We start from the raw sequence: 15429 nt of genomic DNA on the forward strand, positions 1-15429 counted from the left end.
GTTTCGACTGCGCCGGAAGTGGGGCGAATTATAGACTTCTGGAATCTGCCGTCAAGCGTTAATTATGCTTTTGTCGCGAAAGATGATTTTTTCGCGATAACCCGCGGGATACGCCGCATAACCGGCGGAATTCGCAAGACCAGAAGCGCCGCACCTAGAGAGGCGTAGACGGCCCATTCTTTAAGATCCGCCCTCACGATCCACAGCATATGCAACAAGCCAAGCCCAAGAATTACGTACACAAGACGATGCAGCTTCTTCCAACGCTTACCCAGCCGGCGCTGACTATAGCGATTCGATGTCACTGCCAACGCTGACAAACCCAGGAAACCCAACGCTCCGACAATAATGTACGGGCGCTTGCGCAGCTCCACTCCCAGTTGCGACCAATCCAGCCCCAGAACAAAGACACCATAGGCCGCCAAGTGCAGCACCACATAAGCAAAGCACCACAACCCCAACTGCCGGCGCACCGCTATCCATCCCGACCATCCAGTGAGCTTCTGCATCGGGGTCATTGCCAGAGTGATCAGTAGCAGGATCAAGGTCCCCAGACCCAACCGATCAACCAACACCTTGCCCGGATCGGGGCCCAGTGCAGAACTCCATGCCTGGTATAGCCAATACAACGGCCATATCGCCACGGCTATAAAGACGGCAACACGCCAGATAAGTTGACGCATCAATAGTTCTTCCGCAGATCGAGGCCCGTATAAAGAGACGCCACCTCTTGCGAGTACCCATTGAACATTTGCGTTTCACGCACATTGGGACTGAATAGGCCGCTCGGCAGCCGACGCTCACGGGCCTGTGTCCAACGAGGATGATCGACCGTAGGATTCACATTCGCATAAAACCCATACTCATCCGCAGCGATGCTTTGCCAGGTGGTTTTCGGTTGCTCACTGACAAGACTGATGCGGACAATTGACTTCACACTCTTGAAGCCATACTTCCAAGGCACAACAAGACGCAAGGGTGCGCCATTCTGGTTAGGCAGCTCCCGCCCATACATGCCCACGGCAAGAATCGCCAAAGGGTTCATTGCCTCGTCCAGACGCAAACCTTCTACATATGGCCAATCAATCAACGCGAAGCTGGAACGTTGACCCGGCATGCTCTTAGGATCCTGCAGGGTTTCGAAACGGATGTACTTGGCCTTGGAAGTCGGCTCGACCTGCTTGAGCAGGGCTGCAATCGGAAACCCTATCCATGGAATAACCATCGACCACGCTTCGACACACCGCAGCCGGTAGATGCGCTCTTCCAATTGATAAGGCTTAATGAAATCTTCCAGGGCATAACGCCCAGGCTTTGCAACCTCACCATCAATCACAACACTCCAGGGCTCAGTCTTGAGCGAACCGGCGTTTTTCGCCGGATCCCCCTTGTCGGTACCGAACTCGTAGAAGTTGTTGTAGTGCGTTGCGTCTTTGAATGGCGTGATGGCCTCATCCTTGACCGTTATCGCTTGCCACTTTGTAGCAGGCAGCTTCTCGGCAAACCAGCCAGGCGCCCTGCCCGGCTCGACGTCGGCATAACGGGCAGCTTCATCCGCGCTCGCCCAGCGTGGCAAGCTGCTGGTGGCAATGCCGGCAAGCGCACCACCGAGCAAGCTGCGGCGAGAGAGGTAGAAGGACTCGGGGGTGACATCCGATTCGTGGCAATCGGACGCTTTAGGCGATTTAATTAACATGGCAACTCCGCAGCGTTGGAGAACTGATGCACCAATAGACTGCGGAGTATGGGCGAAATTACATTAAGGCAGCGTTTTGTCCCGACGCAGACGCAGCAGATATTGAATCGGCCCCGACGCTGCATAAGCCAGGAACGCCAGCAGCAGAATACGCGGCGGGTCGCTGAACACCACAGCGAACACCAACACCACCACAAGAATCGCCACGAAAGGCACCCGCCCCTTGAGATCCAGCTCCTTGAAGCTGTTGTACTTGATGTTACTCACCATCAGCATCCCAGCAGCGGCAACCATCAGTGCCACCAGGAACGACATTTTCGACCCCTGGATGCCGTAGTCACTGAACGCCCAGACGATGCCCGCTACCACACCCGCAGCGGCAGGGCTGGCCAATCCAATGAAATAACGCTTGTCGGCGGTGCCCACTTGAGTATTGAAGCGCGCCAGACGCAGCGCGGCACCCGCGACATAAATGAAGGCGACCATCCAGCCGACCTTGCCCATATCACCCAACGCCCAGGCAAATGCCAGCAAGGCCGGGGCAACACCAAACGCGACCATATCCGACAGCGAGTCGTATTCGGCCCCGAAAGCGCTTTGCGTATTCGTCATTCGCGCCACACGACCATCCAGGCCGTCGAGCACCATGGCCACGAAAATCGCGATGGCGGCAAAGCCGAAATATTTGCTGGCGCTTACGGCATCACCCGCCGCCAACGCGCTTTGCGCGCTCATGGAGTTGATGATGGAGTAGAACCCAGCAAACAGGTTCGCAGTCGTAAACAGGTTGGGCAGAAGATAGATGCCACGATGCCGGACCTTGCGACCTTCCGCGTCATGCCCTTCTTCGACATGTTCATCGATCGGCAGCAGGCTTTCGGCGTCAGAAGCCTGGCTTGGCTCTTCGGGACGTTCGCTCATGGACTTTACCTTGCAACAGTTTGAAAAATTCAACAAAGACGTGCGGCGAGTGTTCGCCGGCAAACGATGCAGCTTTATACCAGAACCGGCGACCCAAACGAAAAAACGCGGCCTAAGCCGCGTTTTTCGCTGATGCGTACGACTTAGTTCTTGGCTTTGTCGACGATCTTGTTGGCACCGATCCACGGCATCATCGAGCGCAGTTGCTCGCCGATGACTTCGATACCGTGAGCAGCATTGTTACGACGCTTGGCGGTCATCGAAGGGTAGCCGGTAGCGCCTTCGCTGATGAACATTTTGGCGTACTCGCCGTCCTGAATGCGTTTCAGGGCGTTACGCATGGCCTGACGGGACTCGGCGTTGATGACTTCCGGGCCAGTCACGTACTCGCCGTATTCGGCGTTGTTGGAGATCGAGTAGTTCATGTTGGCGATACCGCCTTCGTACATGAGGTCAACGATCAGCTTCAGTTCGTGCAGGCATTCGAAGTAGGCCATTTCCGGCGCGTAGCCAGCTTCAACCAGGGTTTCGAAACCGGCTTTAACCAGCTCAACGGTACCGCCGCACAGAACGGCTTGCTCGCCGAACAGGTCGGTTTCGGTCTCGTCCTTGAAGGTGGTTTCGATGATGCCGGTACGACCGCCACCCACGCCGGCGGCGTAGGACAGCGCAACGTTCTTGGCGTTGCCCGACGCGTCCTGGTAGATCGCGATCAAGTCAGGGATACCACCGCCTTTGACGAACTCGGAACGCACGGTATGGCCCGGTGCTTTCGGCGCGATCATGATTACGTCGAGGTCGGCGCGCGGCACAACCTGGTTGTAGTGGATCGCGAAGCCGTGGGAGAACGCCAGGGTGGCGCCTTTTTTGATGTTCGGCTCGATTTCGTTCTTGTACAGCGAAGACTGGAACTCGTCCGGGGTCAGGATCATGACCAGGTCGGCAGCAGCAACGGCGGAAGCGACGTCCGTCACTTTCAGGCCGTGGGCTTCAGCCTTGGCCACGGTGGCCGAGCCTTTGCGCAGGCCGACAGTCACGTCAACGCCGGAGTCTTTCAGGTTGCAGGCTTGCGCGTGACCTTGGGAGCCGTAGCCGATGATGGCGACTTTCTTGCCCTGGATGATCGACAGGTCACAATCTTTATCGTAATAAACTTTCATGAGGTTCCTCTATATATCCAGGCCGTAAGGCCATTCGCTAATTTGGTTTAGATGCTGAGTACTTTGTCGCCACGGGCAATCCCGGTGACACCACTGCGGACGGTTTCCAAAATCGAGGCCGTCCCGATCGACTGGATGAAGCTGTCCAGCTTGTCGCTCGTACCGGTCAGTTGAACGGTATAAACACTGGCGCTCACATCGACGATCTGCCCGCGATAAATATCGGTAGTGCGCTTGATCTCGGCACGCTGGGCGCCCGTGGCCTTGACTTTAACCAGCATCAGCTCGCGCTCGATATGGGCGCTTTCAGACAGGTCGACCAACTTGACCACTTCGATCAGCTTGTTGAGGTTTTTGGTGATCTGCTCGATCACCTCATCGTGGCCGACGGTGGTCAACGTCAGACGCGACAGGGTCGGATCTTCGGTTGGGGCCACGGTCAGGCTTTCGATGTTGTAGTTACGTTGTGAAAACAGGCCGACAACACGCGACAGGGCGCCGGGTTCGTTCTCCAGAAGCAGGGAGATAATATGCCGCATGATTAAGTACGCTCCGTCTTGTTCAGCCACATGTCGCGCATAGAGCCGTCTTTGATCTGCATCGGGTAGACGTGCTCGCTGGTATCCACCTGAATATCGATGAACACCAGGCGATCCTTCATGGCGAACGCCTCTTCCATCTTAGGCTTCAGATCTTTCAGATCGGTGATGCGAATGCCGACGTGGCCATAGGCTTCAACCAACTTGACGAAGTCCGGCAACGATTCCATGTAGGAATGGGAGTGACGGCTACCGTAGCTCATGTCCTGCCACTGACGAACCATGCCCAGCACGCCGTTGTTCAAGCAGACGATCTTCACGGGAAGGCCGTACTGCAGGCACGTCGACAGCTCCTGGATGTTCATCTGGATGCTGCCTTCGCCGGTGACGCACGCAACGTCCGCCTCCGGGAAGCTCAGCTTCACCCCCATGGCCGCTGGGAAACCAAAGCCCATCGTGCCCAGGCCACCGGAGTTGATCCAGCGGTTCGGCTTGTCGAACTTGTAGTACTGCGCAGCGAACATCTGGTGCTGCCCCACGTCGGAGGTCACAAAGGCGTCGCCCTTGGTCACTTCGCAGAGGGTTTCGATCACGGTTTGGGGCTTGATGATGCTGCCGTCGCCCTTGTCGTACGGGAACAGGCCGCGATCACCGCGCCATTCGTCGATCTGCTTCCACCAACTGGCGACAAACTCCTTGTTCGGCGCTTCACCGATGTCCTTGAGCGCTGCCACCATTTCAGTCAATACGCTTTCCACCGGCCCCACGATCGGCACATCGGCCTTGATGGTCTTGGAGATGGATGCAGGGTCAATGTCGATGTGGATGATCTTGGCATTCGGGCAAAACTTGCTCGCGCCATTGATCACACGGTCGTCGAACCGCGCGCCAACCGCCAGGATGACATCCGCGTGGTGCATGGTCAGGTTGGCGGTGTAGCTGCCGTGCATACCGAGCATGCCGACGAACTGACGATCCGAACCCGGGAATGCACCGAGGCCCATCAAGGTATTGGTTACCGGCAGGTTGAGCAGCTTGGCCAGTTCGGTCAGCGGCGCGGAGCCACCGCCCAGGATCACGCCACCCCCCGAGTACAGCACGGGACGCTTGGCCGCCAGGAGCATTTCCGCTGCCTTGCGAATTTGCCCCGAGTGCCCACGGACGGCCGGGCTGTAGGAGCGCAATTTGGCTTTCTTCGGAAAAATGTATTCGAATTTCTCCGCCGGGTTGGTCATGTCTTTCGGAATATCGACCACCACAGGGCCCGGACGACCGGACTGCGCGAGGTAGAACGCCTTTTTCATGACTTCCGGAATTTCCGAGGCATGCTTGATCATGAAGCTGTGTTTCACGATCGGCCGGGAGATACCGATCATATCGGTTTCCTGGAATGCGTCGGTACCGACCATGGTGCTGGCAACCTGGCCGGAAATGATCACCATTGGGATGGAGTCCATATAAGCAGTCGCGATGCCGGTAATGGCATTGGTTGCGCCTGGGCCTGACGTTACCAGCACCACACCGGCTTTACCGGTGGCACGGGCATAGCCGTCAGCCATATGGGTCGCGGCTTGTTCGTGGCGAACCAGGATGTGGGTAACAGCCGGTTCCTTGAACAGCGCGTCGTAAACATGCAGAAGAGCACCACCTGGGTACCCGTAGATATAGTCGACGCCTTCGTCACGCAAAAAGCGGACGAGCATCTCACCACCAGATAAAAGCTCCACGTTGTTCACCTCTAAAACGCCAGAATACCGTCCGTTGAAAACCGACGGGTCTTAATAGGTTTACTTCTCAACAGAGCATGAGCGACGGTGGTCGCCGACTACGTCAGCACTGACTGAGCAAGTATTGGGATCGTCCCAAGTGTTGCGGGCTTTTCCCACCCAGCGCGAGGTAACGCGTTGCGGGTGTAACAGGTCGGCGCGGATGTGCGCCTCATGATCTGCTGAGCGGGCCTGCTTCTGGCAGTCCCGATACAGCGGACTTTGGATTCTTCTGTTTCAGGCCGTTCAAGTCAAGCAATAATTGCGCTTTTTTCCAACTAAGCGCATGAGAACGCATAAGAAAGGGCTGTGAGGAGGGATAAAACTCGCCTGAATGTCGTCAAGCGGTAGAAATATGCGCAAGACTGCCGAAAAAGCCGGCAGTCAGGCAATTAACGAGCGCCGACGATCAATTGATCGAACTTTTTCAGCGCATTGCGCAGCCCGAGGCTTTCCACAGGCCGGTCGGCGTAGACCATCTCGGCCATTTCCAGAATTCCCGATGCGCCGGGCAGAGGCAGATCCTGCTCAAGGATGTGCTTCATGCGCGCCAGGAAAACCCACTGCAGCCATTGATGAAAGTCCAGCGTGTCCACCGAAAACGGCTCGACACTCCTGAGCGCCTCAGGGCTGGGAGGCGTCTCGTCCCACCAGCCCTGCACACGCAATTCCCGCTCGATCAGCAATAACTGTTCGGCAATCGCATGAAAACGCCCATCCATCAGAGGTTGACCTTGGCTTTCTGCCGAGCCTGGGCCGCACCGGCGGCATCACCCTGCGCCGCGCGCGCATCACCGATCAAAGCCCATAGGCTGGCTTGCAGGTCAGGCCGACCATTGGCCAGGCTGAGACCGCGACGCGCGAACTGTTCAGCCTGCGGCGCGTCGCCCTGGGCCATGCGCACCTGCGCCAAGCGATACAGAACCTGAGGCTCACGCGGCGCAACACGTTGCGCACGTTCAAGGCTCGACGATGCGCCATTCAAATCGCCGCCTGCCTGCTGCTGTTGCGCGGTAGTCAGCAAGGCCAGCACCGGCCCGTCCAACTGCTCATCAGCCGACAGGCCACCCGCATTGGAAGACGACGGGATGCCGCTCGGCGACGATGGCATGTTATAGGTGCCCTGATTGACTGGCGCCGTCTGAATCGGCGTGGCATCGATCGGCCCGGAAGTGCTTGGCCCTGGCGTCCACGGCTCAGCGCTGATCGGCGCCGCAGTGGCAGCACCGCCGCCGGGAACCATCACTACCACGCCCGAATCCTGCGGCACCGCTTGGGCCGCGGCCTGCACAGGACGCTTGGTCACGGTCTGGCGGAAGCCGCCATTGGCCGAGATACGGTCGCTATTGGAAACGGCTGTGCTCGAGTCCACCACGGGAATGGAACCGCGCTGCACGCTGGAGCAACCGCTGAGCAAAGCCAGCGCTGTAATAGCTGGAATCCACCACTTGTTCACTTGAAACCCTCTTTGCTTAATTCATCCAGCCCTTGACCCAGTCCATCACCGATTCCGCGTCAGCAGGGGCACCGCCACCGCACGCGGCACCGGGTGGTGGTTCGCTGCCGCGAATATACGGCATCTGCACCGCCCCCGGACAGTTCGCATCGGAGCCCTGGCCGGTGTGTGGATCAATCCAGGCCTGCACAATGTTGTCCGGCTGCGGCATGTTCAACGGAAGCGGGTCGGCCTTGCGCATGAAACTGGTCCAGACCTGCAACGCCCCCGTGGCACCGGTGAACGGCGTCTTGCCATTATCGTCACGGCCCAACCACACGACAGCCAGCACATCCTGTCCAAAACCTGCGAACCAGCTGTCGCGCGAATCGTTACTGGTACCCGTCTTGCCCGCCAACGTCAGATTCGAAGGCAGCACTTTATAGACCGAACTGCCAGTACCTTCGCGCATCACGCGCTGCATAGCGTTCTGGATCAGGTAGATGGAACCCGCGTCGAAACGCTGCTGAATCTGGAACGGATAGCGCTTGAGCGGTTCACCCTCGGCCGTCAATACGCTGCGAATACCGCGCATCGGCGTGTTGAAGCCACCGTTGGCCAGGGTCTGGTACATGGTTGCAACTTCCATTGGCGTCATGGCGCCGGCGCCCAGCAGGATCGATGGGAACGCCGGGAATTCCCGCTCGATGCCCAGGCGCGCCAGCGTCTTGAGCACGCTCGGCACCCCGACTTCCAAGCCAAGCCGAGACGTGGAGATGTTGTAGGAGTGCGCCAACCCCTGGTACAGAAATACCGTGCCATGGGAACGGCGATCAAAGTTCTGGGGGGTCCAGACCTGGCCATCGGCGCCCTTGACCGACAGCGGATCGTCCGAGAGCCAGCTGGTGAGCGTGTACTTGTTCGGTTTTTCCAACGCCGTCAAATACACCGCCGGCTTGACCAGCGAGCCAATCGGACGCACAGCATCCAAGGCCCGATTGAATCCGGCGAAGCTGGCCTGACGACTGCCGATCATGGCCTGCACTTCACCCGTCTCAGGATTGGTCACGACCATTGCCGCTTCCACTTCATCGGAACCCTTGCGGCCGGTCAGGCGCTTGAAGGTGTCGTTGACCGATGCTTCGGCCTTCATCTGCAGGATCGGATCGAAGCTGGTGAAGATCCGCAGGCCTTCCTCGGTCAAGTCTTCGTCGCGGTAGTCTTCACGCAACTGGCGTTTGACCAGGTCGATAAAGCCGGGGAAGGAGCTGTCCGCCAACTTGCCACGCGAGGTCACGCCCAGCGGCATTTTCTTGGCTGCGGCAACCTGCTCGGCGGTTGCGACACCCTGCTGCTCCAGCACGTCCAGCACCAGGTTACGGCGTTCCAGCGCGCGCTCCGGGTTGCGACGCGGGTTGTAATAGGACGGGCCCTTGACCATGCCGACCAGCAGTGCGACCTGATGCAGCTTCAATTCGGACAGCGGCTGACCGAAAAAGAACTGACTGGCCAGGCCAAAACCATGCACCGCGCGCTGGCCGTCCTGGCCGACGAAGACTTCATTAAGGTAAGCCTCGAGAATTTCCTGCTTGCTGTAGTGCAGCTCAAGCAGCATCGCCATCATGGCTTCAGTGAGCTTGCGGGTCAGGCTGCGCTCGTTGGTCAGGTAGAAGTTCTTGACCAATTGCTGGGTAAGCGTACTGCCGCCCTGGGTCATTTTGCCGCCGGAGGTATTTACCCAGATGGCGCGGGCAATCGACTTGGGCGAGACGCCCCAGTGACTGTAAAAATCGCGATCCTCCACCGCAACCAGCGTTTCGAGCAGGTACGGCGGCACCTGGTCCAGCTTGATCAGGATGCGATCTTCGAGATTCTTGGGGTAAATGCCGCCGATCATCAGCGGTTCCAGGCGAACCACCGGCAGCTTCGAGCCGTTGAGCGACGACAGTTCGGCTACATAGTCGCCGGAGAAGCGCACACGTACCGGCTGAGGTTTTTCCAGACCTTCATAGAACTGGAAACCACGGGTGTTCAAATCGACGGTGTTACCGCTGACGGCGGCGGCACCGGGGCCATTGCTGACGGGTTCACGACGATAACCGAGCGCGTCGAGCTCGGTGAGGAAGTCGTCCTTGCTCAGCTTCTGGCCGGTGAACAACTCCAGCGGGCGTGCGTAGACCTTGGCCGGAATGGTCCACCGTTTACCGGAGAATTTCTCCTGGACCACGGCGTCGAGGTACACCGCAAAGCCGGCGAGCACGACAAGACCGACAAGGCCGAGCTTGAGCGCCCAGCCCAACCAGGGGCGCAGGCTGCGGGAGGGTGTTTTTTTACGGGAACGGGGAGATCGGGTTCGAGTCATGGCGGCGGATTATACGCACTTTATCGATGATCAACATGAGCCGGACAGCGGTTTGCACGACCGCCCACAGCGGCCATAATGCCCACCATGATTTCCCCCAGACTCTGAAGGATCGCCCGTGAGCCAGTCCCTGATCGCAGCCCTGCAAAACCCGGCGTTGTACCCGCATCCGGTAGAAGCGTTCCAAGTCATCGAAACCCATATCTCCTGGGTCATTTTGACCGGCCCTTATGCCTATAAACTGAAGAAGCCGATGAACTTCGGGTTCCTGGACTTCACCGCCCTGGACGATCGCGGGCACTTTTGCAAAGAGGAACTGCGCCTCAACCAACGCCTGACAACAGATTTATATCTGGACGTACTGCCGATTACCGGCACCACCGAATCGCCGCAATTGGGCGGTGATGGCCCGGTGATCGAATACGCGCTGAAAATGCGCCAGTTTCCGCAAAGCCAGCTGCTGAGCACCTTGCAGGCCAATGGCGAACTGACCAGTGCGCACATCGATGAGATGGCCCGGCAGATCGCGCACTTTCATCTCACCGCCCCACACGTACCGCAAGCTCACCCCGCCGGCACCCCGGACGAGGTGATGGCGCCGGTGCGACAGAACTTCGAACAAATTCGGCCTTTCCTCAGCGATAAGGCCGACCTGATTCAACTCGACGCCCTGCAAGCCTGGGCCGAAAGCAGCTTCGAGCGCCTCAAGCCACTGCTCGCGCAACGCAAGCTCGATGGGTTCACCCGCGAATGCCATGGTGATATCCACCTCGGCAACGCCACGCTGATCGATGGTCAGGTGGTCATTTTTGACTGCATCGAATTCAACGAGCCGTTTCGCTTCACCGACGTTTACGCCGACACCGGCTTCCTGGCCATGGACCTGGAAGATCGCGGGCTCAAATCCCTGGCGCGCCGCTTCATCAGCCAATACCTGGAGCTGACCGGTGACTATCAGGGCCTTGAGTTGCTGAACTTCTACAAAGCCTACCGCGCCCTGGTCCGTGCCAAAGTTGCGCTGTTCAGCATGCCGAGCGAGGCCAGCCCGGTGCAACGCGCCACCACCCTGCGCCAGTACCGCAACTACGCCAATCTGGCGGAAAGCTACAGCACCATTCCATCGCGCTTTCTGGCGATCACCCACGGTGTGTCGGCGGTTGGAAAGAGCCACGTTGCCATGCGCCTGGTGGAAGCCTTGGGCGCCGTACGCCTGCGTTCGGACGTGGAGCGCAAGCGCCTGTTCGGCCAACAGCAGATAGAAAACACGCCCCAGGCCGGTATCTATGCCGCCGATGCCAGCATCAAGACCTACGCACGCCTGAATGAAATCGCCACCATCGTGCTGCGCGCCGGTTTCCCCGTGGTGCTGGATGCCACATTCCTCAAACGCGAACAGCGCGATGCCGCCGCCAAAGTCGCCGAAGCCACCGGTGCGCCTTTTCTGATTCTGGATTGCAATGCGCCACCCGCGGTAATCGCCAGCTGGCTGGCACAACGTCAGGCGGAACAAAACGACCCTTCCGACGCGACCCTCGCCGTTATTGAGGAACAACAGGCCAACCGCGATCCGCTGACGGCCGAAGAACTGTTGCAGAGCAAGCGCGTAGAGACCAATCAGAGCGGGACATTGGATGCGTTGGTCGCGCACATTCGCCAACGTCTGCCAGGCTTGTAAGAAATATTTCTTGGTCGTGTCGCTGCTTGAGGCGCGCGACCTGCAAATAGTGGCACTATAATGGCGTCATAATTCCAACAGGAGTCGCCTTCATGAGTCAGCCCAAGCTTCTCGATACTCCGCTCTACTCGCTCCTGCATAAAGATGATATCCGCGGCTTCAACCACGAGCGCCCGACAGAGGGCATTGTCGATATGCGGGGCGGCGACTTCCGTGGGCTGGACCTGCGCGAGCTGAACGCCAATGGCGTGGATTTCACCGACGCGTATTTCCGCTCCGCCGATTTGCGCGGCGTGGATTTGCGCGGTTGCTCGCTGGAAGGCGCCAGCCTGGCGCATGCGCAGATTTCAGGCGCCTACTTTCCGCCTGAGCTGACCGCGGATGAAATCCTCATGTCGGTCAATTTCGGCACCCGCCTGCGCTACCGCACCAAGTGAACCCAACGACCTAAGCCCCGGTCATGCAAGCGCGTAACCGGGAGCTTGCGGCTGCGTCGGTCATGGCTACCACTCCATTCTTATAAGCGTTTAAGCCGCTTCGGAGCAAAGAACTGCACTTTTCCTACTGAGCGCTACACTCCTTTTCAGGCTTGCCTGGTCACGATACCCACCGAACCATTCGGCCGTCGCAAGGAGGCTTGATGAACGATGAGCTGCAACACCTGAAAAACCTCGGCAAGACTTCAGCACAGTGGTTGCATGCGGTGGGCATCCACAGTGCATCCGACTTGCGTCGCCTGGGCGCGGTCGACGCGTACAGAGCCGTCAGGACCCGCGGATTTCGCGCGTCTAAAGTGCTGTTATATGCGATTGAAGGGGCATTGCTGGATGTGCACTGGAATGACATACCTGCCGAGCGCAAGGAAGCACTGAATCGCCAGGTAGATGCAATTGCGGCACGACAGAAAAGCTGAACCTTTCACCCTCCAACCCCCATGTTTCGAACGAGCGTTTGAGAAAAGCTCTGATGCGAGCCGAAACAACGGTTGACTCTCAAATGAGAATCGTTATGATTATCACAACTGGTCGCGAGATCAGCCGATAACTGAAAGGCCCTTGGTTCGGGCGCTCAGATTATCTCCTCATCAGGCTAATCACGGTTATTTGACCCGGCTCTTGCCGGGTCTTTTTTTGCCTGCCAAACCCGTATCAGCGCGCGATGATCAACGGATGCCCGCGTTCCGGATGCGGCTGAACCAGCACTTCAAGCCCAAACACCGCTTTAAGGGCCTCAGGCTGCAGCACCTGCACCGGCGTGCCCAGTGCATGAGGGCGCCCTTGCGCCAGCAGTAGAATCCTGTCGCAGTAACGTGCGGCCAGGTTCAGATCATGCAGGATCACCAGCACCGCCGCCCCTTGATCAGAAAAGGAGCGGACCGCTTGCAAAATGGTGTGTTGGTGCAAAGGGTCGAGCATCGATGTGGGCTCATCCAGCAGCAGGGTCTGCCCCGCTTCACCTGGCCATACCTGCGCCAATACGCGCGCCAGGTGCACACGCTGACGCTCACCGCCGGACAAGGCGAGGTAACTGCGCGCGCTTAAATGCCCGATATCGGCGGCTTGCAACGCCGCCTTGATAATCTCGTCGTCACGCGCCTTGCCCGTCTGATGAGGCAGGCGCCCCATGCCGACCACGTCCTGGACACGGAAAGCGAAGTCCAGCGTGGACACCTGCGGCAACACCGCCAGGCGTTGCGCACGCTGCGCCCCACTCCACGCGCCCAGTGCTTTCTGATCCAGCCACACTGCGCCCTGATCCGCCTGCAATTCACCCGACAACGCCCCCAGCAATGTGCTTTTACCAGCACCATTGGGACCCAGTACGCCGAGCACTTCACCCGGCAGCAGGTCGAGGGTGACGCCCTCCAGTACGGTTTTGCGATCACGGCAGATCTGCAAGGCTTCAACCCGCAACATCAGGCGCGTCCTCGTAACAGCAAGTAGAGAAAAAACGGCGCACCGATAAACGCAGTCACAATTCCAATCGGCAACTCAGCAGGTGCCAAGGCCAGCCGTGCGACCAGGTCGGCAAACAGTAATAAGCTTGCGCCCGCCAACACCGAAGCAGGTAACAGCACCCGATGATCGGGCCCGGCCAACAGCCGAACCAGGTGCGGCACCACCAACCCGACAAAGCCAATCATGCCCGCCGCAGCCACCGCCGCGCCCACCCCCAAGGCAGTGCAGAACACCAACTCGCGTTTGAGACGTTCAACATCAATGCCCAAATGACCCGCTTCGGATTCGCCAAGCAGCAGCGCATTCAACGCCTTCGCCCGGCGCGGCAACCATAGCGCCACGCCGGCACTCACCAGCAGCAATGGCCACAGCCGCGAATAACTGGCACCGTTCAGGCTGCCCAGGTTCCAGAACGTGAGCGTACGCAACGTCGCGTCATCCGCCAGGTAGGTAAACAACCCGACGGCCGAACCGGCGAGCGCAGTCAGAGCAATACCCGCCAGCAGCATGGTTGCTACATGGGTCTGACCATTGCGTCGCCCCAGGCGATAAACCAGCGCAGTCACCCCCAGCCCACCCAGAAACGCACACAGCGACAACAGGTAAGGGCCGAACACTTCCGGCAAACCGCCCAGCAACGTAGCACCGACGATGGCGACCGCCGCTCCCAGGGCCGCCCCGCTGGACACCCCGACCAATCCGGGGTCCGCCAACGGGTTGCGAAACAGCCCTTGCATCGCCACGCCCGACAGCGCCAACACTCCTCCGACCGCCAGGCCCAGCAGAGTGCGCGGCAGACGAATCTGCCCCAGAATCAGCTCAGCCTGCTCAAGCCCCTGGGCATCGAGCGGCACGCCCAGCAAGCGCAAAGCCGCACGCAGGGTGTCCCACAACGGCAGGCTCACCGGCCCCAATGCCAAAGACAGCCAGATCGCCAAGCCGCACAGCAGCGTCAAGCCGATAAACAAGGTGCGCGGTTTTACCAGAGTGCTCATCGGGCGGATTCAGTCGAGTCTGGATAAAACACCGCCGACAAGGCTTGCAGGCTCTGCGGCAGACGCGGCCCCAGCCCGCCGACCAGCAGGGTCGGGTCCAGCTCAAGCACTCGCCCACGCTTGGCCGCCGGTGTGGCCGCCAGAATCGGGTTTTCCTTGAACAACGCGGCACGCGCCGCATCACCGCCGAGCGCGCGATCCGCGAACACCAGGACATCCGGGCTCAACCCCGCCAGCGATTCCGCAGAAAACGGTTTGTAACCGGTGTGCGTCGCCAGATTCCGCCCACCCGCGTGCCGCAACACCCAATCCGCGACCGTGCCCCGACCGGCCACAAGCGGCTTGCCACCGGCATTGCCGACCAGCAACAACACGCCCGGCGCCTTGTGAGTGGCCTGCATCGTCGCAACGAGGGCTTCGTGCCGAACCAGCGCGTGTTCGTACTCACTGAACACCGCGTCAGCCTGGGCTTCGTTGCCGAGCAACTGACCCAAGTGACCGAGGTTGCTCTTCAACGTCTGCAAATCCGGCTGCGCCGAGAACAGCTCCACCTGCACACCTGCATTGCGCATCTGTGCCAGCGCCGCCGGCGGCCCCATTTCCTCTGTGCCTACAAGTAAGTGCGGGCGCAGGCTCAGAACTCCCTCGGCGGACAATTGCCGCTGGTAACCGATGCTTGGCAATGCCTTGAGCGTTGCGGGATGCTGGCTGGTAGTGTCCACACCGACCAGTTTCGGCTCGCCGCCCAACGCCACCACCCACTCCGACAACGCGCCACCGGCACTCACCCAGCGTTGCGGCAGTTCAGAGGCCAGCGCCCCGTGGTTGACCAGCAGTCCGACAACAAGCGCAATAGCGCTGGCACTCAGGCGCATAACAGGGTTTCCTTCCAGGGGCAGGGCTTTTGAGGCTTGTCCGAGGT

The 15429-nt window shown here is 59.2% G+C and carries 15 protein-coding genes; 3 read left to right on the forward strand and 12 right to left on the reverse strand.

From position 1 onward, the window contains the following. Positions 1-62: 62 nt before the first annotated feature. From msrQ to mrcB, 9 genes are all read right to left on the reverse strand, one after another. Positions 63-683 carry a protein-methionine-sulfoxide reductase heme-binding subunit MsrQ gene (gene msrQ, locus QRN10_RS17550; RefSeq protein ID WP_181079984.1) on the reverse strand — a complete coding sequence of 207 codons (621 nt, stop codon included), beginning with the start codon at positions 681-683 and terminating at the stop codon, positions 63-65. Then, positions 683-1696 carry a protein-methionine-sulfoxide reductase catalytic subunit MsrP gene (gene msrP / locus QRN10_RS17555; protein WP_285428788.1) on the reverse strand — a complete coding sequence of 338 codons (1014 nt, stop codon included), beginning with the start codon at positions 1694-1696 and terminating at the stop codon, positions 683-685. Before msrP ends, msrQ begins: the two co-directional genes overlap by 1 nt. Positions 1697-1759: 63 nt before the next feature. After that, entirely contained in the window at positions 1760-2617 is an 858-nt protein-coding gene (gene pssA / locus QRN10_RS17560; protein WP_181079986.1) for a CDP-diacylglycerol--serine O-phosphatidyltransferase, read from the reverse strand. Between the two features lie 143 nt (positions 2618-2760). Further along, positions 2761-3777 (reverse strand): ketol-acid reductoisomerase, encoded by a 1017-nt coding sequence (gene ilvC, locus QRN10_RS17565; protein ID WP_003194132.1) that lies wholly within the window; start codon positions 3775-3777, stop codon positions 2761-2763. Positions 3778-3824: 47 nt separating this feature from the next. Further along, the gene (gene ilvN, locus QRN10_RS17570; RefSeq protein ID WP_003176102.1) at positions 3825-4316 is read right to left on the reverse strand and encodes an acetolactate synthase small subunit; all 492 of its coding nucleotides are present in this window, start codon (positions 4314-4316) and stop codon (positions 3825-3827) included. Between the two features lie 2 nt (positions 4317-4318). Next, a complete protein-coding gene (locus QRN10_RS17575) occupies positions 4319-6043 on the reverse strand; it encodes an acetolactate synthase 3 large subunit (protein WP_266246786.1) in 1725 nt (574 codons plus the stop codon). 431 nt (positions 6044-6474) lie between these two features. Beyond that, complete coding sequence (locus QRN10_RS17580; protein ID WP_181079988.1) at positions 6475-6804, reverse strand: YqcC family protein; 330 nt, start codon at positions 6802-6804, stop codon at positions 6475-6477. Further along, the gene (locus tag QRN10_RS17585) at positions 6804-7538 is read right to left on the reverse strand and encodes a tetratricopeptide repeat protein (RefSeq protein WP_253509377.1); all 735 of its coding nucleotides are present in this window, start codon (positions 7536-7538) and stop codon (positions 6804-6806) included. The genes QRN10_RS17580 and QRN10_RS17585 overlap by 1 nt, the downstream gene beginning before the upstream one ends. 16 nt (positions 7539-7554) lie before the next feature. Continuing rightward, positions 7555-9879, reverse strand: a complete 2325-nt coding sequence (gene mrcB / locus QRN10_RS17590; protein WP_181079990.1) for a penicillin-binding protein 1B — start codon at positions 9877-9879, stop codon at positions 7555-7557. 118 nt (positions 9880-9997) lie between these two features. On the opposite strand from mrcB, the gene QRN10_RS17595 reads away from it, so the two are divergent. The 3 genes from QRN10_RS17595 to QRN10_RS17605 all read left to right on the forward strand — a co-directional run bounded on the left by QRN10_RS17595 (position 9998) and on the right by QRN10_RS17605 (position 12467). Next, a complete protein-coding gene (locus QRN10_RS17595; protein ID WP_285428789.1) occupies positions 9998-11554 on the forward strand; it encodes a bifunctional aminoglycoside phosphotransferase/ATP-binding protein in 1557 nt (518 codons plus the stop codon). Positions 11555-11646: 92 nt separating this feature from the next. Then, positions 11647-11991 (forward strand): pentapeptide repeat-containing protein, encoded by a 345-nt coding sequence (locus tag QRN10_RS17600; RefSeq protein ID WP_253509381.1) that lies wholly within the window; start codon positions 11647-11649, stop codon positions 11989-11991. 203 nt (positions 11992-12194) lie between these two features. Then, complete coding sequence (locus QRN10_RS17605) at positions 12195-12467, forward strand: TfoX/Sxy family protein (RefSeq protein WP_181079993.1); 273 nt, start codon at positions 12195-12197, stop codon at positions 12465-12467. Positions 12468-12702: 235 nt separating this feature from the next. Here the strand turns inward: QRN10_RS17605 and QRN10_RS17610 are convergent, their stop codons facing one another. From QRN10_RS17610 to QRN10_RS17620, 3 genes are read right to left on the reverse strand one after another with little or no spacing between them, the layout of a single operon-like run. Next, positions 12703-13467, reverse strand: coding sequence for a heme ABC transporter ATP-binding protein (locus tag QRN10_RS17610; protein WP_502941435.1), 765 nt, complete (start codon positions 13465-13467; stop codon positions 12703-12705). Between the two features lie 2 nt (positions 13468-13469). Next, on the reverse strand, positions 13470-14507 hold the full coding sequence (locus QRN10_RS17615) for a FecCD family ABC transporter permease (RefSeq protein ID WP_253509385.1): 1038 nt from the start codon (positions 14505-14507) through the stop codon (positions 13470-13472). Next, on the reverse strand, positions 14504-15382 hold the full coding sequence (locus QRN10_RS17620) for a heme/hemin ABC transporter substrate-binding protein (RefSeq protein ID WP_285428791.1): 879 nt from the start codon (positions 15380-15382) through the stop codon (positions 14504-14506). The genes QRN10_RS17615 and QRN10_RS17620 overlap by 4 nt, the downstream gene beginning before the upstream one ends. Positions 15383-15429: the final 47 nt, after the last annotated feature.

Origin of the sequence: Pseudomonas sp. lyk4-R2A-8, assembly GCF_030209095.1 — a bacterium.
GTDB classification, from domain to species: domain Bacteria; phylum Pseudomonadota; class Gammaproteobacteria; order Pseudomonadales; family Pseudomonadaceae; genus Aquipseudomonas; species Aquipseudomonas quebecensis.

Bases quoted from the DNA above. Each gene is read 5' to 3' on its own strand.
- ilvN (WP_003176102.1), bottom strand. From the start codon at position 4,316: ATGCGGCATATTATCTCCCTGCTTCTGGAGAACGAACCCGGCGCCCTG.
- mrcB (WP_181079990.1), bottom strand. From the start codon at position 9,879: ATGACTCGAACCCGATCTCCCCGTTCCCGTAAAAAAACACCCTCCCGC.
- ilvC (WP_003194132.1), bottom strand. From the start codon at position 3,777: ATGAAAGTTTATTACGATAAAGATTGTGACCTGTCGATCATCCAGGGC.
- QRN10_RS17620 (WP_285428791.1), bottom strand. From the start codon at position 15,382: ATGCGCCTGAGTGCCAGCGCTATTGCGCTTGTTGTCGGACTGCTGGTC.
- QRN10_RS17600 (WP_253509381.1), top strand. From the start codon at position 11,647: ATGAGTCAGCCCAAGCTTCTCGATACTCCGCTCTACTCGCTCCTGCAT.
- QRN10_RS17605 (WP_181079993.1), top strand. From the start codon at position 12,195: ATGAACGATGAGCTGCAACACCTGAAAAACCTCGGCAAGACTTCAGCA.
- pssA (WP_181079986.1), bottom strand. From the start codon at position 2,617: ATGAGCGAACGTCCCGAAGAGCCAAGCCAGGCTTCTGACGCCGAAAGC.
- msrQ (WP_181079984.1), bottom strand. From the start codon at position 683: ATGCGTCAACTTATCTGGCGTGTTGCCGTCTTTATAGCCGTGGCGATA.
- msrP (WP_285428788.1), bottom strand. From the start codon at position 1,696: ATGTTAATTAAATCGCCTAAAGCGTCCGATTGCCACGAATCGGATGTC.
- QRN10_RS17615 (WP_253509385.1), bottom strand. From the start codon at position 14,507: ATGAGCACTCTGGTAAAACCGCGCACCTTGTTTATCGGCTTGACGCTG.
- QRN10_RS17580 (WP_181079988.1), bottom strand. From the start codon at position 6,804: ATGGATGGGCGTTTTCATGCGATTGCCGAACAGTTATTGCTGATCGAG.